The sequence below is a fragment of the Curtobacterium sp. Curtsp22 genome, from assembly GCF_059492135.1.
In genome coordinates this window covers 3,343,339-3,368,009 of record NZ_CP168519.1, presented here as the reverse complement: position 1 = coordinate 3,368,009, position 24,671 = coordinate 3,343,339, and the positions used below count along the sequence as shown (strand labels likewise).

The following is a 24,671-nucleotide window of genomic DNA, read 5'->3' as shown; positions in this document are numbered from 1 at the left end:
CCCGTCCGACGAACGGTGCGTCTACTGCCCGGTGGACGCCTCGATGACGCGCGCCACGGTGTCCGCGTCGAGCGCGAACGCGAGCGGATCCGCGTCCGGCCGCGGCACGCGGACCGGTGTCGACCAGACCGAGCCGTCCTCGGCGACGTCGACGACGAGCGCTCCGGAGTCGACGTACGCGGACTCCTCCTCGTAGGCGCCGGTGACGTCGGTGTCGTTCGCGACACCGGGCGCGACGAGCACGGGCACGCCCGCGAGGTTCCCGGCGAAGTGGTGGTGGTAGTGCCCCGCGAGCACGACCCGGACGTCGGAGCCGCGGATCGCGTCAGCGAGCGCCTCCGGGTTGCGGAGTCGCAGGGCTTCGTGCAGCGCGGTCGGTGCCGGCAACGGCGGGTGGTGCAGCACGATGACGGTGCCGTGCGGCGCGTGGTCGCCGGCGAGCGCGGCGCGGAGTCGTTCGAGCGACGCCTCGGCGATCTCGCCGTAGCCGACCCCCGGGACGCTCGTGTCGACCGTGACGATCCGCCGACCCGCGACGATTGACTGCCCCCAGACCGGCACGGTCGGCGGGTGGTACTCCATGGTGTGCATGAGCGGCCGGCCGCCCTCGCCGAGGACGTGGCCGTTCGCGAGGACCTGGCGGAACCCCTCGCGGAGGTCGTGGTTGCCCGGGACGGTGACGAGCGCCGCACCGTGGCGTTCCGCCCAGCCGCCGACGCGCTCGAGCACTGCGGCGTACGACTCCGGAGTGCCGTCCTCGGAGACGTCGCCGGACACCACCACGAGCCCGATCCCCGGGACGCCGTCGACCCGGGCGAGCACGCCCTCGAGCGCGGCGGTCGTGTCGACGGACCCCTGGTGCAGGGCACCTTCGCCCGTGAGGTGGGTGTCGGACAGGTGGAGGACGCGGAGGGTCCCGGCTGCGGGCTGCTGCATGGCCCCACGGTAGCGAGGGTGCCTTGCAGTCCCGGGTACCCGTGGGCGGGTCAGGTCGCGGCGGCGAGCTGGTCCTCGAGGTTGAAGACCTCCGGCAGCACGCGCGCCGCCTGGTCCGCCCGCCCGGTCGCGCCGTCGAACAGGTCCTGCATGTGCGCCTCCCACGCGGCGGCCACCTCCGACGCGGCGAGCGACGCGTCAGCATCCGCCACCGAGTCCGTCTCGTAGTACCCGATGAGCAGGCCGTCGTCGTCGAGGAACAGCGAGTAGTTCCGACGTCCGGCGGCCGCGATCGCCCGCAGCATCGCCGGCCAGACCGCGGCGTGCCGCTCGCGGTAGGCGTCGAGGTGCTCGGTCCCCACCTGCAGACGGAAGCAGACGCGGGTCACGTGATCCGCGCCTCCAGTGCCGTCCAGGGGGCGCGGATCACGCTGGTCCGCGTCGCTCACCGTGGCGTCCGCTCGTCTCGCGCACCCCGCAGCGCCTGCTGGCGCGCGGCGTGCTCCTCGGGCGTGCGGACCGTGCCGGTCGCGCTGGTGACGGTGCCGTAGCGTTCGGCCTCGATCTCCTCGAGGGTCTTGCCCTGCGTCCGCGGTGCCCAGATCGTCCCGACCAGGAACGACAGCGCGAGCAGGCCGAGGATGAGCCCGCCGAGTGCACGGAGCCCGATGTCGGAGAGCAGGAGCGGGAACCAGATGCTCAGCAGGCCGACCATGACCCGCGCGGCGAGGAACAGGACGCCCTGCGCGCTCGCCCGGTACCGGGTCGCGAACAGCTCGCTCGTCCAGAGCCCGTAGAACGCCTGCGCGCCGATGCCCGACGAGATGCCCCACGCGATCGCGAAGAACAGGAGCGTGCCGAGGTTCGCGGGCGCGTAGATGAGGACGGCCCATGCGACGACCGCGAGCGCGGCGCCGATCGCGTAGAGCAGCCTCCGGCTCATCCGGTCGGCGAAGCGCATGAACCCGAAGTACGTCGCGGCGACGGTGCAGCCCCACACGAGGATCTGCAGCCCGTACTGCTCGGTGACGCTCGTCACGCCGGTGGCGGAGTAGACGCGGGGCTGGAAGATGCCGGCCTGCCCGGCCACGGTGTTCCAGAGCGCGTAGACGCCGAACAGGAACAGCATCGCGGTGAGGTTCTTGCGGCGGCTGAACAGCTGGGTGAAGCCGTGGAAGAAGTTCGCGGACCCGGTGGCCGCGCGCTCGTCCTTCCAGATCGTGGACTCGGGCAGGCCGCGCCGCAGCCACCACACGATCGCGGCGACGACGAACAGGTGCGCGAAGATCAGGCGGCTGCCGAGGAGCCCGAGCGGCGCGGCGGCGATGGCCAGGGCGAAGCCGACCATCGGGCCGATCGACCAGGCGAGCTGCGCGGTGCCGACGTGGGCCGCGCGCTTGTCGGCCGGGGCCTGTTCGGCGATGTAGGTCCAGCTCGCGGGGACGCCCGCGCCGACCGCGATGCCGGTGAGGATGAACCCGACGAGGAGCATGCCGTAGCTGCCGGCGAACACCGCGAGCAGGATCCCGAGCATGTACAGCAGCAGGTCGTAGGTGTAGATGAACTTCCGGCCGTAGCGGTCGCACAGGGGGCCGCCGATGATGGCGCCGGCCGCTGCGCCGAACGCGTTCGCGGACAGGCTGGCGAGGAGCCCGACCTGCAGGTCCCCGACGTGGAACTGCGCCTGCCAGAGGCTGAGGCTCGTGGCGATCGCGATGATCGACCCCGACTCGATGTAGTTCGACATGGCGACCGAGATCGTCGCCTTCCAGCCCGTGGTGTTGCGGGCTCCGATACGGACCGCCATTGGTCCTCCGTTCGCGTGTTCGACTGTGAATCGTTTCAACGGTGCTGCGGAGACGGTACTCGTCGTTCGGCCGGAGGGCAAGTCGCTCCACCGGAACGGCCACCCCGATGTCAGGATGACCCCATGGCAGTGAGCGTTCGGGACGTCGCAGCGCTCGCCGGCGTGTCACTCGGCACCGTCTCGAACGTGCTGAACCGTCCCGACAAGGTGGCACCGGGGACCGTCGAACGCGTGCAGTCCGCGATCGCCGAACTCGGGTTCGTCCGCAACGACTCCGCCCGCCAGCTCCGCGCCGGCCGCAGCTCGACCGTCGGGCTCATCGTGCTCGACGGCGGCAACCCGTTCTTCACCGACGTCGCGCGCGGCGCCGAGGACGCGGCCATGCAGAAGGGCCTGGCCGTCCTCGTCGGGAACTCCGACGAGTCGGTCGACCGCGAGCACACCTACGTCGACCTCTTCGAGGAGCGCCGCGTCGCCGGACTCCTCATCTCCCCCGCCGGGGACGACCTCGGCCGCCTCGAGCGACTGCGCGACCAGGGCACCGCCGTGGTCCTCGTGGACCGCCGTGCCGACGACGAGCACTTCGCGTCCGTCTCCGTCGACGACGTCGCCGGGGGCCGCATCGCCGTCACGCACCTCACCGCGATCGGACGCCGGCGGATCGCCTTCGTCGGCGGCCCGTTCGGCATCCGGCAGGTCACCGACCGCCACACCGGCGCGGTCGCCGCGGCCGAGGCGGCGGGTGCGGCACTCGAGGTGATCCCGACCACGTCGCTCTCCGTCCTCGAGGGTCGGCGCGTCGGCGAGGAGATCCAGGCCCGCCCGGCCGCCGACCGCCCAGACGCGGTGTTCGCGGCGAACGACTTGCTCGCCGTCGGCCTCGAACAGGCGTTCATCATGCGCGGGTCGATCCGGGTGCCGGAGGAGATCGCGATCGTCGGGTACGACGACATCGCGTTCGCCGAGGCCGCGGTCGTCCCGCTCACCTCGGTGCGGCAGCCGGCGCAGGACCTCGGGCGGCGAGCGATCGAACTGCTGCTCGCCCAGGTGGACCAGGGGCTGGGCACGGACCAGCTGCACGTGGAGTTCACGCCCGAGCTCGTCGTGCGGCAGTCCACCGTCGCCGAGCGCTGAGGGGCGCTGCGCGCTTCGCCGCGCGTCCGTGGTCGTGCCCGTGACCATGCCGCCGGAGCGACAGGACACAGGCATGCCGTGGCGTCCGTGACGGCAGAGCGACAGACCCCCGGCAACCGTTCGCGGCACACCGTTGCTTTCGCGAACGGGGCGGCGAGCCGCGTCGGACGGGAGGCGCGGGTCGGCGCCGCACCGTCCCTCCAGTCACGGCCGTCGCCCCGCTGGCGCGGTGCGCCGGAACCGGCTGGTGGGGCCCACCTCCCGTCCGACGGATGGCCGGGTGGACGCGTCGGTGCGCCGGCCTGTCCGGCGGATGGCCGGGAGGGAGCGCCGGTCCGCCTACGATCGGAGCATGGTGCATGTCCCCCGGCGCGACGGACCGCCGAGCGTGCACCACGTCGCCGCTCGGGCGGGCGTCTCGCTCGCGACGGTCTCGAACGTGCTGAACCACCCGGAACGCGTGGCCGACGCGACCGCAGCACGGGTCCGTGCCGCGATCACCGACCTCGGGTACACGCCGAACCGCAACGCGCGGGCACTCGTCTCGGGGAGCACGCGGGCGATCGGGCTCGTCGTGACCTCGCTGCGGAACTCGCTCTTCACGGACATGGTGAGCGGGGCGCAGACAACGGCGCGGGCGCGGGGCAACACCCTGCTCGTGACGAACAGCGACAACGACCTCGACGCGCAGGCAGAGCACCTCGCGTTCCTGGAGAGCACACGGGTGTCGGGGATCCTGCTGGCGTCGATGACGACCTCGAAGGAACAGGTCGAGACCGTCCGCAAGCACGGGCTGCCCGTCGTGTACGTCAACTACGAACCCGCCGAGGTCGACGCCTGCTCGGTCGTGGTCGACAACGAGCAGGCAGGGTACGTCGCGACGACGCACCTCATCGAGCAGGGGTGCCGGCGGATCGGGTTCGTGAGTGCTCGTCCGGACCTCCAGCCCGTGGCGCGTCGACGGCAGGGGCTGCTGCGGGCGATCGCGGAGCACCCAGGGGTCGAACTCGTGGACGTCGACGCCGGTGACATCGACCCGCCGGGAGGCACCGACGCCGGCGCCCGGATCGCGGCGATGTCGGCGGAGTCGCGGCCGGACGGGGTGCTCGGGGTGACGGACCTCCTCGCGATGGCGGTGGTGACGGAGCTGCGGGCGGCGGGGTTGCGCGTGCCGGAGGACATCCCGGTCACGGGCTGCGACCACAACTCGATCGCCTGGGGTGGTGCCGTGCCGCTGACCTCGGTGACGATGCACGGGTCGGAGATGGGCTCGGTGGCGGTCGACCTCCTGCTGGCCGAGCTCGACGAGGACCCCGCGGAGCACGTGCACCGGACGGTGGTGCTCGGGAGCGAGCTCGTGCCGCGCGAGAGCACGCTCGGGCGGGCGCGGGCGGCCGAGGTGGCTGCGCGGACGGCGCCGAGCGACCCGAGGCGTACCGAGGCCTGACGCGGCGCGCTCGGCGCTCGGCGTTCCCGAGTCTCGCCTCGGCGGACACTTTCGCGGGCGCGGAGCCGCGAAAGTGCCCGCCGAGGCGAGTCTCGCGCGGCCGTCCGGGCGCGTGAGGTTTCGCGCTGGGCGACACCTCACGCGCCGCCGGCCCCGTGAACTGTCGGCCAGCGCGAAACCTCGCGACCACCCCACCCAGCGCACCCCGCCCGCCGGGGCGGACCCGCGCCTCCCGGCTCCCGCGGGCGGCGGGACCGCGCACTTGCGTAACGAATCAGGATCGGTGATTGACACGCTTCAATCCGCATGGTTCCATTCCGATTGAAACGTTCTAAACAGCACCACCGGGAACCGCATCGGCGCGGTGACCGGGTCCGTTTCACCCGGGTTCCCCCAGTCCCGGGCCTTACGAGGAGGTAAGGAATGTCAGCTCGTCCCCTGACCACCAGGTTGCTCGCCATCGGCGGCGCCGCGGTCCTCATCGGCAGCCTGGCCGCGTGCTCGTCGGGCGGCTCCGCCGACACCGGCAGCGGCGGCGGCGGCGGCAAGGTCACGATCACGTACCTCGCCGACAACGCCGAGGCCACCGCCGCCACCGCGAAGCCGCTCATCGCCGCGTTCGAGAAGGCGAACCCCGACATCACCGTCAAGTTCGACACGAAGCCGCAGGGCACCGACGGCGACAACCTGGTGAAGACCCGGCTGTCGACCGGCGAGATGGCCGACGTCTTCAACTACAACTCCGGCTCGCTCATGCAGGCGCTCAACCCGGACAACACGCTCGTCGACCTCTCGAAGGAGAGCTGGGCGAAGGACGTCGACCCGCAGTTCACTAAGGTCGTCAGCACCGACAAGGGCATGTACGGCGCACCGTTCGGCACCAGCTTCGGCGGCGCCGTCCTCTACAACAAGAAGGTCTACGCGGACCTCGGCCTGAGCGTCCCGACCACGTGGGCGGACTTCATCAGCAACAGCGAGAAGATCAAGGACGCCGGCATCGCGCCGATCATCCAGACCTACGGCGACACCTGGACCAGCCAGCTGTTCGTCCTCGGCGACTTCGCGAACATCACCGCGCAGCAGAAGAACTGGGCGACGCAGTACACGAAGCACAAGGAGTCCTACGCGGAGCAGCCCGCACTCGCCGGGTTCCAGCACCTCCAGGAGGGCAAGGACAAGGACCTCTACAACGAGGACTACGCCTCGGCCACGCAGGCGAACGGCCTGAAGATGCTCGCCGAGGGCAAGGGTGCCCAGTACCCGATGCTGACCAACGCGATCTCGGCGATCCAGCAGGACTCGCCCGACGCGGTGAACGACATCGGTGCCTTCGCGTTGCCGGCGGAGAACGCGGACGACACGAACCTCACCATCTGGGAGCCGAACGGCCTCTACATCCCGAAGACGACCACGGGTGACAAGCTCGCGGCCGCCAAGAAGTTCGTCGCCTTCGCGAACTCGTCCGAGGGCTGCAAGGTGCAGAACGACACCGGCACCCCCGGTGGCCCGTACGTCATCTCGACCTGCACCCTGCCCGACTCGGTCCCGCCGATGATCGGCGACCTGCAGAAGTACCTCGACGACGGCAAGGCGAGCCCGGCACTCGAGTTCCTCTCCCCGATCAAGGGCCCGAACCTCGAGAAGATCTGCGTGCAGGTCGGCTCCGGGATCTCCTCCGCCTCCGTGGGTGCGAAGCAGTACGACGACGACGTCGTCCAGCAGGCCCAGCAGCTCGGCATCAAGGGCTGGTGATCCGGTGACCGCGACACTCACGACGGCGGTGGCCCCGCCGCAGACCACGAAGACGGGCCCCGGCCCGGCCCGCAGGCGGATGCGTTCGTTCTACCCGGCCTGGTTCTTCATCCCGGCGATCGCGCTCTACGTCGTGTTCTTCGCGGTCCCGACCTTCGCGGGGTTCTACTTCTCACTCACCCGCTGGACGCTGTTCGACCAGACCTTCATCGGCTTCGACAACTTCGTCCGGTTCTTCCAGGACCCGCAGCTCGTCTCCGGGTTCGTGCACACGTTCGAGTACGGGTTCGTGACGAGCGCGGCGAAGGTGGTCCTCGGACTCGCCCTCGCCCTGCTCCTCACGAGCCCCGTGCTCGGGCGCGGGTACCTCCGAGCGGTGGTGTTCTTCCCCGTGCTGGTGTCGACCATCGGCATCGGCATCACGTTCAAGGCGCTGATGGACCCCTTCCACGGGATCATCAACGGCGCCCTCGGGGCGGTCGGCCTCCCCACACCTGGATGGCTGACCGACCCGGCCCTCGCCCTCTGGAGCGTCGCCGCGGTGGACGTCTGGAAGGGCGTCGGCATCGCGACGCTCATCTTCATCGCCGGCATCGTGGCGATCCCCCAGGAGTACTTCGAGGCCGCCCGGGTGGACGGCGCCAGCGCGTGGACGATCTTCACGAACATCACGCTGCCGCTGTCCCGCCCGGCGATGGGGACGGTCATCATCCTGTCGCTCATCGGCGGCCTGCGGTCGTTCGACCTCATCTGGGCGATGACCGGCGGCGGACCCGGCTTCACGAGCGACGTCATCGCGAGCGTGATCTACAAGCAGTACCAGGCCGGGTTCTACGGACTGTCGACCGCCGGCAACGTCGTTTTGTTCATCGTGGTGACGGCGATCATGGTCCCGATCTCCTGGCTCATCAACCGCAAGGAGGCGGACCTGTGACCGCGATCACCAGCCAGCGGCTGACCCCCACACGAGCCCGGAGCCGCAACACCGCACGCAAGTGGGTCATCGGCATCGTCGCGATCATCGTCAGCTTCGTGGTCTTCCTCGTGCCGTTCGTCTTCGTCCTGCTGCAGGCCGCGAAGAGCCCGGCCGAGGCCAACCAGCTCGGCTTCAGCCTGCCGACCCAGTGGCAGCTGTGGCAGAACCTCGTGGCGGTCATGCAGACCGGCGACGGCGGGATCCTGCGCTCGTTCCTGAACAGCGCCGTGCTCACCGTGGGGAGCGTCATCATCATGGTGGTGTTCTCCGCGATGGTCGGCTACGTCCTGCAACGGCGGCCGAGCAAGTGGAACGGCCTGATCAACTTCTTCGTCCTGGCCGGCCTCATCGTCCCGCCCGCGATCGTCCCGACGATCTGGGTGCTGCAGGGGCTCAACCTGTTCAAGACCATGGGCGGGATGATCCTCATCGAGGCGACCTTCGGCCTCTCGTTCTGCATCCTGCTCTTCCGGGCGTTCGTCGCGACGATCCCCAAGGAGCTCGACGAGGCAGCCGTGCTCGACGGCGCCGGTCCGATCCGCCTGTTCTTCGGGGTCGTCCTGCCGCTGCTCAAGCCGGTCATCATCACGGTCGTGCTCGTGCAGTCGGTGACGGTGTTCAACGACTTCACGAACCCGCTGTACTTCCTGCCGGGTTCCGAGAACGCGACGGTGCAGCAGACGCTGTACACGTTCCAGAGCCAGTCGGTCAGCCAGCTGAACCTGCTGTTCACGGACGTGCTGCTCATCACGATCCCGCCGCTGATCCTCTACATCTTCTTCAACCGTCAGATCGTCGCCGGCATGACGAGCGGCGCCGTCAAGGGCTGACGCCCGATCCACGGCCTGGAGGCGCGACCCGCCTCCACCACCCCGCCCCCGCGGGCGGGTGGCCGGGCCCACGACCCCCGCACCGGTCGACGACGACCGGTCGCGTGAAAGGACACACCACATGACCGCCTGGACAGCACCGTTCATCGCGAGCGACGCCGACCTCGGGAGCGCACCGATCCTGCGCCGGGAGTTCACCCTCGACGACGGCCACGGCGCCGTGACGAGCGCGACCCTCGACGTCAGCGCCCTCGGCGTCCTCGAGGCCTGGCTCGGCGGGCAGCGCGTCTCCGACCACCTGCTCGAACCGGGGTGGACGAGCTACGAGTGGCGCGTCCGCGTCGTCTCGCACGACGTCACGGCACACCTCACCGACGCCGATCCGGGTGGCGCCGCCGTCCTCGCGCTCGTCCTCGGCAAGGGCTGGGCCGCCGGACGCCTCGCCTGGGGCGGCGGTGGCGGCTGGTACGCCGACGAGGTCGCCGGGTTCGCCGAACTCCTCGTCACCTTCGCCGACGGCCACGAGCAGCTCGTCGCGACCGACACCGACTGGCAGGCGCTGTCGAGTGCGATCACGGCCGACCAGCTCTACGACGGCGAGGACGTCGACGCCCGCCTGCGCGACGGATCCTTCCTCACGCCCGGTGACGTGACGGTGCCGAGCGTGGACGGACACGAGGGCCGCACGAGCACGGTGCACACGGTGGACCTCGGGGAGCGCGAGCTCGTCGCCGACACCGTGCCGCCCGTCCGACCGCTCGCCGAGATCGCCCCGGTCGAGGTCTGGACGAGCCCCGCCGGCGCCACGCTGGTCGACTTCGGCGTGAACCTCGTCGGCTGGATCCGGGTGACCGCGTCCGGCCCGGCGGGGACGGCCCTGACCCTGCAGCACGCCGAGGTCCTCGAGCACGACGAGCTCGGCACGCGCCCCCTGCGCACCGCGAAGGCCACCGACCACTTCACCCTCAGCGGGGACGGCCAGGACGTCTTCGAGCCGCGCTTCACGTTCCACGGCTTCCGGTACGCCCAGGTCGACGGGTGGCCCGGCACGCTCGACGAGCTCCGCACCGCCCTCACCGCGGTGCAGGTCGGGTCGGACCTCCCCCGCACCGGCACGTTCGAGTCGAGCCACGAGCTGCTGAACACCTTCCACGACAACGTGGTGCGCGGCATGCAGGGGAACTTCCTCAGCGTGCCGACCGACTGCCCGCAGCGCGACGAACGACTCGGGTGGACCGGCGACATCGCGGCGTTCGCGCCGACGGCCTCGTACCTGTTCGACACGCGGGCGTTCCTCGGCGACTGGCTCCGCGACGTGTGGCTCGAGCAGCAGCACGCCGACGGCATCATCCCCTTCGTCGTGCCGGACGTGCTGAAGTACTCCCCCGCCGAGGACTTCGGCAAGCCCGACGCCACCGCAGTCTGGTCGGACGCCGGGGTGTGGGTGCCCTGGACGCTCTACCAGGCGTACGGCGACACCGCGGTGCTCGAGGAGCAGTTCCCGTCCATGGCCGCGCACCTCCGGCGGGTCCGCGACCACCTGTCCCCCGAGGACCTGTGGGACACCGTGTTCCAGTTCGGCGACTGGCTGGACCCGGACGCCCCGCCGGAGGACCCCGCGGCGGCGAAGGCCGACAAGGGCGTCGTCGCGACGATCTGCGCGTACCGGTCAGCCACCATCGCGGCGGACGCGGCCGAGCTGTTGGGCGGCCACGAGGCGGAGGCGAGCGAGTTCCGGGAACTCGCGTCGCGCCTCCAGGCCGGCTTCCGGACCCACTACCTGCTGGACGACGGTCGGATCCTGTCCGACTGCACGACCGTGTACACGCTCGCGATCGTCTTCGGGATCCTGTCCGAGGCGGAGCAGGCAACGGCCGGCGACCGTCTGGCGGAGCTCGTCGAGCAGTCCGGGTACCGGATCTCGACGGGCTTCGCCGGGACGCCGTTCATCACGGATGCGCTGACGCAGACCGGACACCTCGAGGACGCGTACCGGCTGCTGCTGCAGACCGAGTGCCCGTCGTGGCTGTACCCGGTGACGATGGGCGCGACGACGGTGTGGGAGCGGTGGGACTCGATGCTGCCGGACGGCACCATCAACCCGGGCCAGATGACGTCGTTCAACCACTACGCGCTCGGTGCCGTGGCGGACTGGATGCACCGCGTGGTCGGTGGTCTCGCGCCGTTGACGCCCGGGTACGAGTCGGTGCTCGTGGCACCGCAGCCCGGAGGTGGTCTCACGTGGGCGTCGACCTCGCTCGACACCGTGCACGGGCACGTCGCCGTGCGGTGGGAGCTCGTCGACGGGGAGCTGCTCGTGCGGGTGACCGTGCCCGAGGGCGTCACCGCGGTGGTGCGGCTGCCCGGTGCTGCGGAGCAGCGCGTGTCGGGAGGCACGCACGAGCTGCGCGCGTCGGCCGCGGTCCCCGCGGGGTAGCGGCGGCCGCGCGGCGGGCGGCGGGCGCCACCGCCCGCCGCCCGGCCCGCTCCCGGCTGGCTCCGCCGCCCGCTCCCGCCGCGGCGGCCGCGGCGGCGCACAACCAAAGTCACGTTGCGCCGCGCGATCGCGCGGTTCGAACGCACTGTGGTTGTGCAGCACCGCCCCGAACCGCCACCACGGAGCGCGACCAGACCCCGGCTTGCGCGAACCTCGCGCAGCACGTACCGTATGAAACGATTCAATCGACACGAGGAAGTGACACGATGACATCAGCGAGCTTCAGCTCCGTCGCCGACCAGCTGGCCCGGCAGGCGATCGAGCTCCCGAGCTGGGCGTTCGGCAACTCCGGCACCCGCTTCAAGGTGTTCGGGACCCCCGGCACCCCGCGCGACCCCTACGAGAAGATCGCCGACGCCGCCCAGGTCCACCGGTACACCGGGCTCGCACCGACCGTCGCGCTCCACATCCCGTGGGACCTCGTCGACGACTTCGCCGACCTGAAGCGCCACGCGGAGGAGCACGGTGTCTCCCTCGGCACCGTGAACTCGAACACCTTCCAGGACGACGACTACAAGTTCGGCGCCCTGACCCACGTCGACGAGACGATCCGGCAGAAGGCGATCGACCACCACCTGCGCTGCATCGACGTGATGGACGCCACCGGTTCCCGTGACCTGAAGATCTGGCTCGCCGAGGGCTCGAACTACCCCGGCCAGGAGGACATGCGCTCCCGCCAGGACCGCCTCCACGACTCGCTGACCACGATCTACGACCGCCTCGGCCCGGACCAGCGCCTCGTGCTCGAGTACAAGTTCTTCGAGCCGTCGTTCTACCACACGGACGTCCCGGACTGGGGCACGAGCTACGTGCAGACGGCCGCGCTCGGCGACAAGGCGATGGTCTGCCTCGACACCGGCCACCACGCTCCCGGCACGAACATCGAGTTCATCGTCATGCAGCTCCTGCGCCTCGGCAAGCTCGGCAGCTTCGACTTCAACTCGCGCTTCTACGCCGACGACGACCTCATCGTGGGCGCGGCCGACCCGTTCCAGCTGTTCCGCATCCTCGTCGAGGTCATCCGCGGCGGCGGCTACGACAACCCCGACGTCGCGTTCATGCTCGACCAGTGCCACAACATCGAGGACAAGATCCCCGGGCAGATCCGCTCGGTGCTCAACGTCCAGGAGATGACGGCCCGCGCACTGCTGCTCGACCGCGTCGCCCTCACCGCCGCACAGGAGGCGCACGACGTCCTCGGCGCGAACGAGATCTTCATGGACGCGTACCAGACCGACGTCCGGGCCGACCTCGCCGCATGGCGCGAGTCCCGCGGGCTCCCCGCGAACCCGATGCGCGCCTACCTCGAATCCGGTTACCAGCGGCAGATCGCCGAGGACCGGGTCGGCGGCGTCCAGGCCGGCTGGGGCGCGTAGACATCATGACAAGCACAGGACTGGAGGCACGGGTGGACCCCGCAACGCACGGCACCGACGCAGACAAGACGATCAGTGCGCTCATCGCACGTTCGAACGCGCTCGGCTCGGATCCGCGGATCACGAACTACGCGGGCGGCAACACCTCCGCCAAGGGCACCGACACCGACCCGGTCACGGGCGAACCGGTGGAGCTGCTCTGGGTGAAGGGCTCCGGGGGCGACCTCGGCACCCTCACCCCGGCGGGCCTCGCAGTCCTGCGCGTCGACCGCGTCCGCGCGCTGCAGGACGTCTACCCCGGCGTGGAGCGCGAGGACGAGATGGTCGCCGCGTTCGACCACACCCTGTTCGGTCGCGGTGGGGCGGCACCCTCCATCGACACCGCGATGCACGCCCTCGTCGACGCCGCGCACGTCGACCACCTGCACCCGGACGCCGGCATCGCCATCGCGACCGCCGCCGACGGCCCGGCCCTGACCGAGCAGGTCTTCGGCGACAAGGTGGTCTGGGTGCCGTGGCGCCGACCGGGGTTCCAGCTCGGGCTCGACATCGCGGCGGTCAAGCGGGACCACCCCGCGGCGATCGGCACGATCCTCGGCGGCCACGGCATCACCGCCTGGGGCGACACCAGCGCCGAGGCCGAGGCGAACTCCCGCTGGATCATCGACACGGCAGAGGCCTTCATCGCCGAGCACGGGAAGGACCAGCCGTTCGGCCCCGTCCGCCGCGGCTTCGAGGCGCTGCCGACGGACGAACGCCGCGCGCGCGCCGCAGCCCTCGCCCCGACGATCCGGGGCATCGCCGGGCACGACAAGCCGGTGGTGGGTCACTTCACCGACAGCGACGTCGTGCTCGACTTCCTCGCGTCGGCACGGGCAGAGGAGCTCGCGGCTCTCGGGACAAGCTGCCCGGACCACTTCCTCCGCACCAAGGTGAAGCCGCTCATCCTCGACTTGCCCGCCACGGCAGCGGTCGAGGAGCAGACCGCCCGCCTGCACGAGCTCCACGAGCAGTACCGCGTCGACTACCAGGCGTACTACGACCGGCACGCCGACGAGACGAGCCCGGCGATCCGCGGCGCCGACCCACTCATCGTGCTCGTCCCGGGCATCGGGATGTTCTCCTACGGCAAGGACGCCCAGACCGCCCGCGTCGCCGGCGAGTTCTACGTGAACGCCATCAACGTCATGCGCGGCGCGGAGTCCCTCAGCACCTACGCCCCCATCGACGAGGCCGAGAAGTTCCGCATCGAGTACTGGGCCCTCGAGGAGGCGAAGCTCCAGCGGATGCCCGCACCGAAGAAGCTCGCCACGCGCATCGCCCTCGTCACCGGAGCCGCGAGCGGCATCGGCAAGGCCATCGCGAAGCGCCTGGCGGCCGAGGGCGCCGCGGTCGTCATCGCGGACCTCGACCTCGCCAAGGCGCAGGAAACCGCCGCCGAGATCGGGAACACCGACACGGCGATCGGCGTCGCCGCGAACGTGACGGACGCCGACGCGATCGACCACGCGGTCCAGCAGACGCTCCTGCACTTCGGCGGCCTCGACCTCGTCGTGAACAACGCCGGGCTGAGCCTCAGCAAGAGCCTGCTCGAGACCACCGAGCAGGACTGGGACCTGCAACACGACGTCATGGCGAAGGGCTCGTTCCTGGTGTCGAAGGCGGCCGCGAAGGTCCTCATCGAGCAGGGCCTCGGCGGCGACATCGTGTACATCTCGTCGAAGAACTCGGTGTTCGCCGGCCCGAACAACATCGCGTACTCGGCGACCAAGGCCGACCAGGCGCACCAGGTCCGACTGCTGGCGGCCGAACTCGGTGAGCACGGGGTGCGCGTCAACGGCATCAACCCCGACGGCGTCGTCCGTGGCTCGGGCATCTTCGCGTCCGGCTGGGGTGCGAACCGGGCGAAGACGTACGGCATCGAGGAGCAGGACCTCGGCAAGTTCTACGCCCAGCGCACGATCCTCAAGCGCGAGGTCGTGCCCGAGAACGTCGCCAACGCCGTGTACGCCATCTGCACCGACGACTTCTCGCACACGACCGGCCTGCACGTCCCCGTGGACGCCGGGGTCGCGGCAGCGTTCCTGCGCTGATGTCCGGGACAGGGGCAGCAGCGTGACGAACAGCGGCAGCGTCGCCGCCGTCGACCTCGGCGCCACGAGCGGGCGGGTGATCGTCGGCCACGTCGACACCGACGGCGTCCGGATGGAGCACGTCGCCCGGTTCCCCAACGGCCCGGTCGCGCTCCACGAGGGCGACCGCGAAGCCCTGCACTGGGACGTCGTCGAGCTGTACCGGCAGGTCACCGCGGGCCTCGGCGACGCCTTCGCCCGGAACCCGGACATCGCCAGCCTCGGCATCGACTCGTGGGCGGTCGACTACGGGCTGCTCCGTGGTGGGCGGCTGCTCGGGCTGCCGTCCCACTACCGCGACGCACGACACGACGGCGGCGTCGCGACCGTGCACGAGCGACTCTCCGCCGCCGAGCTGTACGCCCGGAACGGCCTGCAGCACCTGCCGTTCAACACCCTGTTCCAGTTCGCCGCCGATCCGTCCCTGCAGCTCGCGCAACGGGCGCTCCTCGTGCCCGACCTGCTCGGCTACTGGCTGACCGGCGTCGAGGCGGCCGAGCGCACGAACGCCTCGACGACCGGAGCCCTGAACGCGACCACCCGCGGGTGGGACCCGGCGTTGCGGGCTGCTGCGCGCCTCCCGAGCGGACTCCTGCCCACCCTGCGCGACCCGGGCGACCGACTCGGACCCCTGCTGCCCGCCGTCGCCGAGGCGGTCGGCGGCACCGCGCCGGTCACGCTCGTCGGCTCCCACGACACGGCCTCGGCCGTGGTGGCGGTACCGGCCACCGACCCGGACTTCGCGTACATCTCGTCCGGCACCTGGTCGCTCGTCGGCGTCGAGCTCGACGCACCCGTCCTGTCGGACGCGGCTCGCGAGGCCAACTGCACCAACGAGGGCGGCGTCGACGGACGCGTCCGGTTCCTGAAGAACGTGTCCGGGCTGTGGCTGCTCTCCGAGAGCGTGCGCACCTGGGAGCGTGGTGGCGAGCGCGTCGACCTGGAGGCGCTGCTCGCCTCCGCAGCGGACGTCACCGCCCCGGTCCCCGTCTTCGACGTCGCGGACGACACCTTCACCACGCCGGGTGACATGCCGGCACGGATCGCCGCCTGGTGCGGTGCACACGGACTCGCCGCCCCGGCATCGCGGGCCGAGATAGTGCGGTCGATCCTCGAGTCGCTCGCCTCGGCGTACGCCTCGACCCTCGAGACGATCGTCGCCGTCACGGGCCGAGACGTCCGACAGGTGCACGTCGTCGGCGGAGGATCGCAGAACCGGCTCCTCTGCCAGCTCACCGCCGACCGCACCGGGCTCCCCGTGCTGGCCGGGCCGGTCGAGGCGACCGCGCTCGGCAACGTCCTCGTGCAGGCGCGGGCCGTCGGGCTCGGTGGCCTCGGTGGCGCTTCGCTCGAGGCCCTGCGCTCGACGATCGCCCGTTCCGTCGAACCTGTTCGCTACACCCCGCGAGCCGATCACTCCACCCACCGATCCACCCCGAGACGTAGGATGTCTGTATGACCTCGACCGACGACCAGCACCGCGTCGACCCCGCGACGGGCGCTCCGGCAGCGACCCCCGGGGCGCCGTCGGCCCGGCGCACACCGATCAAGCGGCAGCTGCCGACCGTGCGCGACCTCGCGCCGCTCATGCAGTTCAAGAAGCCGTCGCTGCCGGGTCGGCGACAGCGTCTCGAGTCGGCGCTGACGATCTGGGACCTGCGCGACATCGCCGCCCGGCGCACGCCGAAGGCCGCGTTCGACTACACCGAGGGCGCCGCCGAGGCCGAGATCTCCCTCGCCCGCGCCCGTCAGGCGTTCGAGGACATCGAGTTCACGCCCGCGATCCTGCGGGACGTCTCCAAGGTCGACACGTCGCGCGACGTGCTCGGCGCGCCCGTCGCGTACCCGTTCGGCATCGCCCCGACCGGGTTCACGCGCATGATGCAGACCGAGGGCGAGCGCGCCGGAGCCCGGGCAGCGGGCCGTGCCGGCATCCCGTTCTCGCTCTCGACGATGGGGACCACCGCGATCGAGGACGTCCGCGACGCCAACCCGTCGGGCCGCAACTGGTTCCAGCTCTACATGTGGAAGGACCGCGAGAAGTCGATGGCGCTCGTCTCCCGCGCCGAGAAGGCCGGGTTCGACACGCTGCTCGTCACCGTGGACGTGCCCGTCGCCGGTGCCCGGCTGCGTGACAAGCGCAACGGGTTCTCCATCCCGCCGCAGCTGAGCGCCCGCACCGTGCTGAACGCGATCCCGCGGCCCTGGTGGTGGTTCGACTTCCTCACCACCGAGCCGTTGGCGTTCGCGTCGCTCGACCGCTGGTCCGGCACCGTCGGCGAGCTCCTCGACCACATGTTCGACCCGACCGTCACCTACGAGGACCTCGAGTGGATCCGGTCGCAGTGGAAGGGCAAGGTCGTCGTCAAGGGCGTGCAGTCACTGGCGGACGCGAAGCGTCTGGCGGACATGGGCGTCGACGGGATCACGCTGTCGAACCACGGCGGCCGGCAGCTCGACCGCGCTCCCGTCCCGTTCCACCTGCTCCCCTCCGTCGTCCGCGAGGTCGGCAAGGACACCGAGGTGCACCTCGACACGGGCATCATGTCCGGCGCCGACATCGTCGCCGCGGTGGCCCTCGGCGCGAAGTTCACGATGGTCGGTCGGGCGTACCTGTACGGCCTAATGGCGGGTGGCGAGGCCGGTGTCGACCGGATGATCCAGATCCTGTCCGAGCAGATCGAGCGGACGATGCGGCTGCTCGGGGTGGCCTCGCTCGACGAGCTCGAGCCAGGGCACGTGACGCAGTTGCAGCGGTTGACGCCGGTCGCGCGGGGCTGACCGGCGCGCGGCGGTCGCCCAACCTGGGCGACCGCCTCGCGCGTCACAACAGGGCTCGAAGCTCCTGGTGCTTCAAAACGACTTTTAGCAGCGGCTGAAGTGCGCGAACTGGATCATCGCCGCGGAGCGAGTTCCACGAGAGCCCGTATTGGCCCATCAACTCGAGATTGAGCCGATACAAGCTTCCCTCCTTCGTCACAAGCTGAAGCGCTTGCAACGCCGCAAAAGTCGCCGCGAAGACGGGATTCGCACCGATTACGACCCTGTCGACCTTATCGACGAACACACTAGGGTTATCCTTCATGCTCGCGCGGAACGACCCTAGGACCCGTCGGATCCCCAGCACTACTTGTGCCGCGGTATCTCTCCTCACAGAGAGTTCCCGATCGTCGACAAATGTAACCTTGTACGGGTCCCATTGGTACCAGGGGTCACTCCAGGATATTCCAAAAGATGCTCCCGTGGAGACCGAAACCTTAAGTTCTGCCGGATGATCCATTGATTCCACAGAAATCATAGCCCAACTCGGGCTGTCCTGCTCTCGCCCGCTAGCAATCACAGCGACACTTCTAGCATTGATTTCCCCCTCCTGAGCCACAAGTGAAACATCCGGCCCAATCTGCAGGTGGCCGTCTACACCATTCAAGGATATATCTTGATCCGTGACAATGACGGCACGGGCGATCGGGCTGTTCAACGTGAGCACTCCGGAAAGCTCACCAACCTCAAAAGCGAGCTCGCTTTTGGAACTCGTGTCCTCTTCCCTTTCATCTCGAAGGAGGAGGGCGGCCAGGTCGCCTCGCTGAACGTAAAACGATTGTGCCGCTTCCACACTCATCGCGTGTGAGCGAATCGCGTCATCCACGAGCGCTTCTGGCAAATAGCTTACTCCGGCCTCCCCAATACGCTGAGCGTGAACGAAATGCGCGAAGAAAGCTCCGACGCGAGGCAGAGTAGCAAGGAACGCGTCACGACGACTCGTGAAAAGTTCGCTCTGCGGAGAAGCAATTGCCCAAGCCCTGACGTAATCGCTGAACACCGAATTTGCAAACTCACCTCCTCGAAGGAACGGGTGATCGAGCACGAAGCTCTCGATCTTCGCCTCGTACTCCGCACGATCGTGCGGATCGAGTACTGCAGGATGACTCAGTTCCACGCCCGCAGTGCCCGTAACGTTAAGAAGCCGAGCGATCTGCTCATCTCGCCCGTAGAGTGTTGCCCTTTCTTCCCCATCTTCGCGAATGGCTAACGCCTCCCCGACCCGATCGCGCACCTTGACGCTTTCGCGGTCTAAAATCTGCTCCAGAACTTCGGTCAGCAGCTCTCCACGAAGCCGGGGGCGCGTTGAGGAGCCTCGTTCCTGGAGGAGAACGCTGGAAGCTGCGGCAAAATTCTCGACCGCAAGCCGTTGCGCGATAGCCACCACAACCGGGGGATAGCCCAGAAATTCTTCGGCATCCACCCAATCCGCGGTGGAAAATCCAAGATGAAGGGCGTTACCGAGGTCCGTCAGGAGTCGATCTCGATACTCCGCAAAAGGCGCCGAATGCCGGCGATGCGCATCATAGAACTCGTCACCCTCCTTCCGACGATCCAAAGTCCGTGAAATAAGATCGCTCGCTTGAGCATGCGACAGGGGCGCAACTCGATAGAGGGGCGAGTTTATACCACAATCAAGGAGGCCGAGGTAAGTGGTTTCGATAGCATCCCGCCTGCCAAGAATGACAACTTGCCTAGCACCCTCAGCATCAGCCACCAACCAAGCGAGGTCGGCGAGAAATGCCTCGAAGTTTTCTCGCCCGACGGCGAGCTGCGCCTCATCTACACTGTCCAGAACAAGAGCAGCGCGACCAGCCTTCAGCTCACGCACAAAAGTGGCCGTACCGTCGAATCCAAGGGATTTTGAAAGCTCGCCTGTAAGTGATCCGGATCCCACGCGCACATCTGCAAGGTCAATGTAGGGCATCCCCATGCTGTAAGCGATAGCTTTCGCCGCGGCAGATTTCCCCATCGCCCCCGGAGCGGTAATCAGTAGGATTGGGCTTTTGAGGTCGCCACCATCGCCATCAACCTCCACGTCTGGCCAGATGTAGTCATCACTGATAAGATCAACAACTTGGATTATGTCCCCCCTTATGGGACCTAGCGTAGACATGAATTTTGGGTTATTAGGGAGTTCGGCAACCATCTCCGTGAGCGCTTCTCGCATCTGAACAAGCTATCGCGGAAATAGCCGTCGTAGGAGGAGGGCCGCAATGTTTCAGACGCGCACGCGCTCGCCGGCACGTTTCGCGTGACTGTTCTCAGTAGCCTCCGGCCGTCACAGCGGGCATCTGCGGACCCGAGTGACAAGGTCGCAATGCCGTACTCACCATTGACGCGTTTACGCCCGCGTCGTTCCGACCAGGGGCGGCAGCGGTCCGGTGCCCGACACGCGGCCCAACTGCGGTCCGACGCAAGTCAGGGCACAAATTGCACGACGGTCGACGCGAGATCTTGATCTGCGGGTCCCACCGGTCGTGGTGGAATGACCGCATGCGGCGGGGACAGGGTCGTGCGGTGACGGGGATGGTCGTGGCGCTGCTGGTCGGGGCGGCGCTGTCTGGCTGCGCCGTACAGGGCGGGGCGTCCGCGTCCTGCGCCGGGACCTCGATCGACCTCGGCGACTCGGACCTGCGCCCCGGCGGCACGGTCGACCTGCACGTCGACTGGCTCTCCCGCGACTGCGAGGACGGTGGCGGCACGTTCCGCGCTCCCGACGACGTCACGGTGACCATCACGCCCGCGTCGACCGGTGACCCGGTGCTGCTCGGGCGGCCGACCCCGCAGGGCGAGCAGTTCACCGTCGCCGGGCGCTTCGACCTGCCCGACGACCTGCCGGTGGGCGACGCCGTCCTCGCGGTGACCAGCCATGACGGCGAGGGGTCCGGCGCGAGCCTGCCGGTGACGATCAGTGCGGACGGCGCCAGGTGACCGAGGAGCGCCGGTGGACGTGCGTGTCGTGGTTCCAGTGCCCGGTCACCTCCGTCTCACCGCCACGTCTGCCGGACCAGCACCTCGAGCAGCCCGTCCGTGGGCGTGTTGGTCTGCGTCACCGAGATCCACGTGTCCCCCCGGACGAAGAACGTGTGGGTGGTCTCCAACGGGTCGCCGTAGTAGTCCGACGACTCGCTGTGCTGACAGGCCCGCCCACCGAGCCGATCGGTGCACGACCAACCCGCCTGCTCGTGTGCGCTGAGTCGCTCGTCGAGGGTCCCTTCCGCGGTCGACCCCATCGCGAGGAAGAGGTTGTCCGATTCTTCCGGGCTCCCGGTCTGGGACCACCGGCAGACGAGGGCCGCGTCGGCGACGAACGGCTCGTCCGGGTCGACCCAGTAGTCCGATCCGACTCCGCCGGGTGCGACGGGTCGGATCTGCTCGACCTTCCGCTGGCCGAACAGCCGCGCGGAATCGGCTGACGGCACCGCCGCGGCGCACGAGTCCGGGATCGATGCCGCGACACCACCGGACGTCGGCGAGGACGGCCGGGTGGTCGGGCGGATGGGAGCCGACGAGGCCGTCCGGTCCGGCCGGGGCTCGGCCGCGGGACTCGAAGCGCTCGGAGCCGGCGGCGCGGCGATCGGACTCGGGATCATCCCGAGCGCGACCGCTCCACTCGCGGTGCCGACACCGAGCAGCGCCACGATCGCGACGGCGATCCCGACACGCTTGCGGACGGAGACCCGACGGGGTTCGGCGTCGAGGTGTGCGACGAAGCGCTGGCGCATGCCGACGATCATCTGCTGCAGGTCGTCTCCGACGGGAGGTTCAGAGCTCATCGTGCGTCACCGCCTTCTTGATCCGGGCCCGCGATCGCGCGACCCGCTGTCTGACCGCTCCGACGCTCAACCCGAGCGCGGTCGCGGCTTCGGCGTACGAACGGCCGTCGATGAGGCACAGCTCGCACACCTGCCGGTCGATCGGCGAGAGCGCGTCGATCTCGGCTCTGACCCAGCGCAGCCGGTCGCGGGCGTCGTCGTCCTCGACCGGTGCCGGCAGGTCGTCCGGCAGTTCGTCGCCCTGGTGCCGCTGGTGCGTGCGCCGGAGGTTCGCCGCGTGGTTGCGGCTGACCACCAGCAGCCACGGCAGGATCGACTCGTCGGGGAGCTCGATGGAAGCCGCCCGTCGCCAGAGCGTCACGAACGTGTCCTGGACGACCTCCTCGACGTCCTGGCGCGACGGGACGAGCGCCCAGGCGTACCGGGTCAGCGTCGCCACGTAGCGGTCGAAGAGCGCGACGCCCGCTGCCCGGTCGCCGTTCCCCGCCGCCCGGACCAGTGCTGTGTCCGGTTCTCGTGATCGATCCATGACCACCCCCTTCACCCCAGCAGTGTCCGGACCGGTCCGATCGTCACGGCGCGGGGACAGCCGGGCGTGTCGTCAGGGCGAAGGACAACGGCGCCGCCCGGACCGCGTCGACCGCGTGCGCGACCGCACCGAGCACGACGACGTCGGCACCCAGCGTCGACGCGACGATCTCGGGCACCGGGTCGAACCCCGCGCCGTCGAGCCACGCGCGGGCCCGGTCGATCACGGCACCGGCGGGCTCGGCGATGGCCCCCGCGACGACCACGCGGTCGATGTCGAGCAGGCTGACGAGCAGGACGCAGACGCGGGCCAACCGGTCCCCCAGGCGGTCGACGATGCCGAGGGCGACCGGGTCCCCGTCGTGCGCCGCGCGGAACAGGACGGAGGCGTCGGCGTCCGCGGCGAGGGGGCTGTCCGGCGGGACGTCGCCCGCGGCGAGCGCCTCGGCGACGAGCCGGCGGGCGGTGGCACCGATGCCGTCGGACGACCCGACGCCCTCGACGAGGTCGAGCACGCGCATCTCCCCCGCGCCGCCGTGGGCGCCCCGGAGCAGGACCCCGTCGACGACGAGCCCGCTGCCGAACCGCTCGCCGGAGAGCAGGGCCGCGAACGAGGCGTCTCCCGAGGAGGGCCGTTCGGCGAGCGCGGCGAGGTTGGCGTCGTTCTCGACCACGACCCGGTGACCCGGGACGGCGTCGGCGAAGCCCGGGTTCATCCGGTCCCAGAACCCGCCGTGGGCCGGGCGCCGCGCCGCCGACGTCCACGGGGGCGGGGATGCCGACGACGGAGACGAGCACCCGCAGCGGGTCGACCCCGGCGTCGAGGAGTGCGGCGGCGACGGTCTCGCCGACGACCCCGAGCCGGACCGGGACGTCGAGACCGGAGTCGCCGAGGGCCCCTTCGGCGCGGCCGAGCACGGTGCCGCGCAGATCGGCGACGAGCACGGTCACCCGGTGCTGCCCGGCGTCGATGCCGACGACCACGCCGCCGGCGGTGTCGAGCTCGTACCGGCGCGCCGGTCGGCCGATGCGGTACTCCCCCGCGGCCCGGGCGTCGTCGAGTTCGCGGACCCAGCCGAGGCGGACGAGCTCCTCGCACGCGGCCAGGACGGTGGAACGGGTCAGGCCGGTCGTGTCGATCGCCTCGGTCGCGGTGAACGCGCGCACGGAGAAGGCGTACGCGAGCAGCGTCTCTGCGCTCGTTCCACGGGGCGGCGGCATGCCCGCACACTACCGCGGAAACAGTTCCTTGCAGAATTAGATTTTGTCGCTATATTTAGTTCTGCGGGCGGCAGTGGAGCCGGACCGCGAACCGGAACGGCAGGGACGCCGGGTCCGGACGGACGGAGACGACGTGCAGACACACGCCACCACCAGGAACGCCGCCGCGCTCAGCCGCCGCGGGTTCCTGCTCGGGGCGGGCGGCATCGGAGCGGGCCTGGCCCTCGCCGGCTGTGCCCCGCTCGGTTCCTCGAGCAGCCGCCCCGAGACGATCACCTTCTACGTGTCGAAGCCCGAGGTCATCGGGTACTTCGACGAGGTCATCGCGAAGTTCCACGACAGCCAGTCGAGGATCCGCGTCATCCGCGACTCGACGTCCAACATGTCCGCCAACTTCGTCCGGAACCGACCGCCGGACCTCGGCTGCCTGAACTACAACTACGCGATGGTCTCGTTCGTCGAGCACGGCGCCCTCTCCGACCTGTCGGACCTGCCGGAGAAGGACACGATCAACCCTGACCTGTGGCCGCTCATGAAGCAGACCGCGGACTACCCGGGTCGGACGAGCGTGCTGCCGTACTCGGTGACCGCAGCGTCGGTGATCTACAACAAGCAGATCTTCGCCGACCAGGGCATCGACGTGCCGACCACGTGGAGCGAGTTCCGCGACGTCTGCGAACGACTCACCAAGGCCGGCATCACGCCGATGTACGGCACCTACAAGGACAACTGGACGATCGCCCAGGGCATGTTCGACTACTCGGTGGGCGGGATGCTCGACCTGCAGCAGACGTTCGCGGCACTCGACCGCGAGGGCACCAAGGTGGGCAAGAGCTCGAGCGTCTCGTTCGAGAAGGACTTCGCCGCCCCCGTCGACCGCATGGTGGACCTCCTGCAGTGGCACCAGAAGGGCGCGGCGAGCCGCGGGTACGGCGATGGCAACCTCGCGTTCGCGCAGGGGAAGGCCGCGATGTACCTGCAGGGGCCGTGGGCGCTCGGTGAGATCGCGAAGTCGAACAAGGACATCGACCTCGGCACGTTCCCGTTCCCGGCGACCGACGACGCCGCCGACAACAAGGTGCGCGTGAACGTCGACCTCGGCTTGTGGATCCCGGAGGCGTCCCGCAAGAAGGAGGCGGCGCGCGAGTTCCTGTCGTTCCTGATGAGCCCCGCCGTGAACGACAAGTACAACGCCGACAACAACGGTTTCGGCGTCCGGAAGGACTCGCCACCCGCATCGAACCCCGCGCTCCGCGGCATGCAGGACTCCTACGACCAGGCGAAGTTCTCCCTGGGCGCCTCGCAGCTCATCCCCGCCGAGATCCCGGTGGCGAACTACCTGCAGTCCATCGCCTTCGGCGGTGCCCCCGCTCCCCAACTCCGCACCCTCGACGGCGACTGGGCGCGTCTCGCGCTCCGTACGGCCGCGTAAGGAG

The 24,671-nt window shown here is 69.7% G+C and carries 19 protein-coding genes; 12 read left to right on the top strand and 7 right to left on the bottom strand.

The window, feature by feature from the left end:
- Positions 1-21 precede the first annotated feature (21 nt).
- Genes ACEN8D_RS16305 through ACEN8D_RS16295 form a run of 3 tightly spaced genes read right to left on the bottom strand, consistent with a single transcriptional unit; the run spans position 22 to position 2,743 of the window.
- A complete protein-coding gene (locus ACEN8D_RS16305; RefSeq protein WP_413398566.1) occupies positions 22-936 on the bottom strand; it encodes a metallophosphoesterase in 915 nt (304 codons plus the stop codon).
- A 50-nt stretch (positions 937-986) separates the two neighbouring features.
- Positions 987-1,325 carry an L-rhamnose mutarotase gene (locus ACEN8D_RS16300; protein ID WP_413398564.1) on the bottom strand — a complete coding sequence of 113 codons (339 nt, stop codon included), beginning with the start codon at positions 1,323-1,325 and terminating at the stop codon, positions 987-989.
- 56 nt (positions 1,326-1,381) lie between these two features.
- Positions 1,382-2,743 carry an MFS transporter gene (locus ACEN8D_RS16295; protein WP_309780147.1) on the bottom strand — a complete coding sequence of 454 codons (1,362 nt, stop codon included), beginning with the start codon at positions 2,741-2,743 and terminating at the stop codon, positions 1,382-1,384.
- Between the two features lie 123 nt (positions 2,744-2,866).
- On the opposite strand from ACEN8D_RS16295, the gene ACEN8D_RS16290 reads away from it, so the two are divergent.
- From ACEN8D_RS16290 to ACEN8D_RS16245, 10 genes are all read left to right on the top strand, one after another.
- Positions 2,867-3,877, top strand: a complete 1,011-nt coding sequence (locus tag ACEN8D_RS16290) for a LacI family DNA-binding transcriptional regulator (protein WP_413398561.1) — start codon at positions 2,867-2,869, stop codon at positions 3,875-3,877.
- 352 nt (positions 3,878-4,229) lie between these two features.
- Positions 4,230-5,324, top strand: coding sequence for a LacI family DNA-binding transcriptional regulator (locus ACEN8D_RS16285; RefSeq protein ID WP_309780149.1), 1,095 nt, complete (start codon positions 4,230-4,232; stop codon positions 5,322-5,324).
- Positions 5,325-5,747: 423 nt separating this feature from the next.
- A complete protein-coding gene (locus tag ACEN8D_RS16280) occupies positions 5,748-7,076 on the top strand; it encodes an ABC transporter substrate-binding protein (protein WP_413399409.1) in 1,329 nt (442 codons plus the stop codon).
- Positions 7,077-7,080: 4 nt separating this feature from the next.
- Positions 7,081-8,010: a carbohydrate ABC transporter permease gene (locus ACEN8D_RS16275; RefSeq protein WP_309780152.1), complete on the top strand. Its 930-nt coding sequence runs from the start codon at positions 7,081-7,083 to the stop codon at positions 8,008-8,010.
- A 5-nt stretch (positions 8,011-8,015) separates the two neighbouring features.
- Positions 8,016-8,882, top strand: a complete 867-nt coding sequence (locus ACEN8D_RS16270; RefSeq protein WP_413399411.1) for a carbohydrate ABC transporter permease — start codon at positions 8,016-8,018, stop codon at positions 8,880-8,882.
- Between the two features lie 121 nt (positions 8,883-9,003).
- Positions 9,004-11,319 carry a family 78 glycoside hydrolase catalytic domain gene (locus ACEN8D_RS16265; protein WP_413461755.1) on the top strand — a complete coding sequence of 772 codons (2,316 nt, stop codon included), beginning with the start codon at positions 9,004-9,006 and terminating at the stop codon, positions 11,317-11,319.
- 266 nt (positions 11,320-11,585) lie between these two features.
- On the top strand, positions 11,586-12,755 hold the full coding sequence (gene rhaI / locus ACEN8D_RS16260; RefSeq protein ID WP_413398784.1) for an L-rhamnose isomerase: 1,170 nt from the start codon (positions 11,586-11,588) through the stop codon (positions 12,753-12,755).
- 5 nt (positions 12,756-12,760) lie between these two features.
- Complete coding sequence (locus ACEN8D_RS16255; RefSeq protein ID WP_413398783.1) at positions 12,761-14,848, top strand: bifunctional aldolase/short-chain dehydrogenase; 2,088 nt, start codon at positions 12,761-12,763, stop codon at positions 14,846-14,848.
- Positions 14,849-14,870: 22 nt separating this feature from the next.
- On the top strand, positions 14,871-16,346 hold the full coding sequence (locus ACEN8D_RS16250) for a rhamnulokinase (protein WP_413398782.1): 1,476 nt from the start codon (positions 14,871-14,873) through the stop codon (positions 16,344-16,346).
- A 128-nt stretch (positions 16,347-16,474) separates the two neighbouring features.
- A complete protein-coding gene (locus tag ACEN8D_RS16245) occupies positions 16,475-17,668 on the top strand; it encodes an alpha-hydroxy acid oxidase (RefSeq protein ID WP_309886476.1) in 1,194 nt (397 codons plus the stop codon).
- Positions 17,669-17,711: 43 nt separating this feature from the next.
- Here the strand turns inward: ACEN8D_RS16245 and ACEN8D_RS16240 are convergent, their stop codons facing one another.
- Positions 17,712-19,877, bottom strand: a complete 2,166-nt coding sequence (locus tag ACEN8D_RS16240) for a hypothetical protein (RefSeq protein ID WP_413398781.1) — start codon at positions 19,875-19,877, stop codon at positions 17,712-17,714.
- A 350-nt stretch (positions 19,878-20,227) separates the two neighbouring features.
- Between ACEN8D_RS16240 and ACEN8D_RS16235 the strand changes: the two genes are divergently transcribed.
- Positions 20,228-20,641, top strand: a complete 414-nt coding sequence (locus ACEN8D_RS16235; RefSeq protein ID WP_413398780.1) for a hypothetical protein — start codon at positions 20,228-20,230, stop codon at positions 20,639-20,641.
- A gap of 56 nt (positions 20,642-20,697) precedes the next feature.
- Here ACEN8D_RS16235 and ACEN8D_RS16230 read toward each other — a convergent pair whose 3' ends face one another.
- The 3 genes from ACEN8D_RS16230 to ACEN8D_RS16220 are packed head-to-tail and all read right to left on the bottom strand — an operon-like array spanning position 20,698 to position 22,730.
- Positions 20,698-21,486, bottom strand: coding sequence for a hypothetical protein (locus ACEN8D_RS16230; protein WP_413398779.1), 789 nt, complete (start codon positions 21,484-21,486; stop codon positions 20,698-20,700).
- Positions 21,476-22,015 (bottom strand): RNA polymerase sigma factor, encoded by a 540-nt coding sequence (locus ACEN8D_RS16225; protein ID WP_413398778.1) that lies wholly within the window; start codon positions 22,013-22,015, stop codon positions 21,476-21,478. Before ACEN8D_RS16225 ends, ACEN8D_RS16230 begins: the two co-directional genes overlap by 11 nt.
- Before the next feature lie 43 nt (positions 22,016-22,058).
- Positions 22,059-22,730: an ROK family protein gene (locus ACEN8D_RS16220; protein ID WP_413461368.1), complete on the bottom strand. Its 672-nt coding sequence runs from the start codon at positions 22,728-22,730 to the stop codon at positions 22,059-22,061.
- Between the two features lie 638 nt (positions 22,731-23,368).
- Between ACEN8D_RS16220 and ACEN8D_RS16215 the strand changes: the two genes are divergently transcribed.
- Positions 23,369-24,667, top strand: a complete 1,299-nt coding sequence (locus ACEN8D_RS16215; RefSeq protein ID WP_309886280.1) for an ABC transporter substrate-binding protein — start codon at positions 23,369-23,371, stop codon at positions 24,665-24,667.
- Positions 24,668-24,671 lie beyond the last annotated feature (4 nt).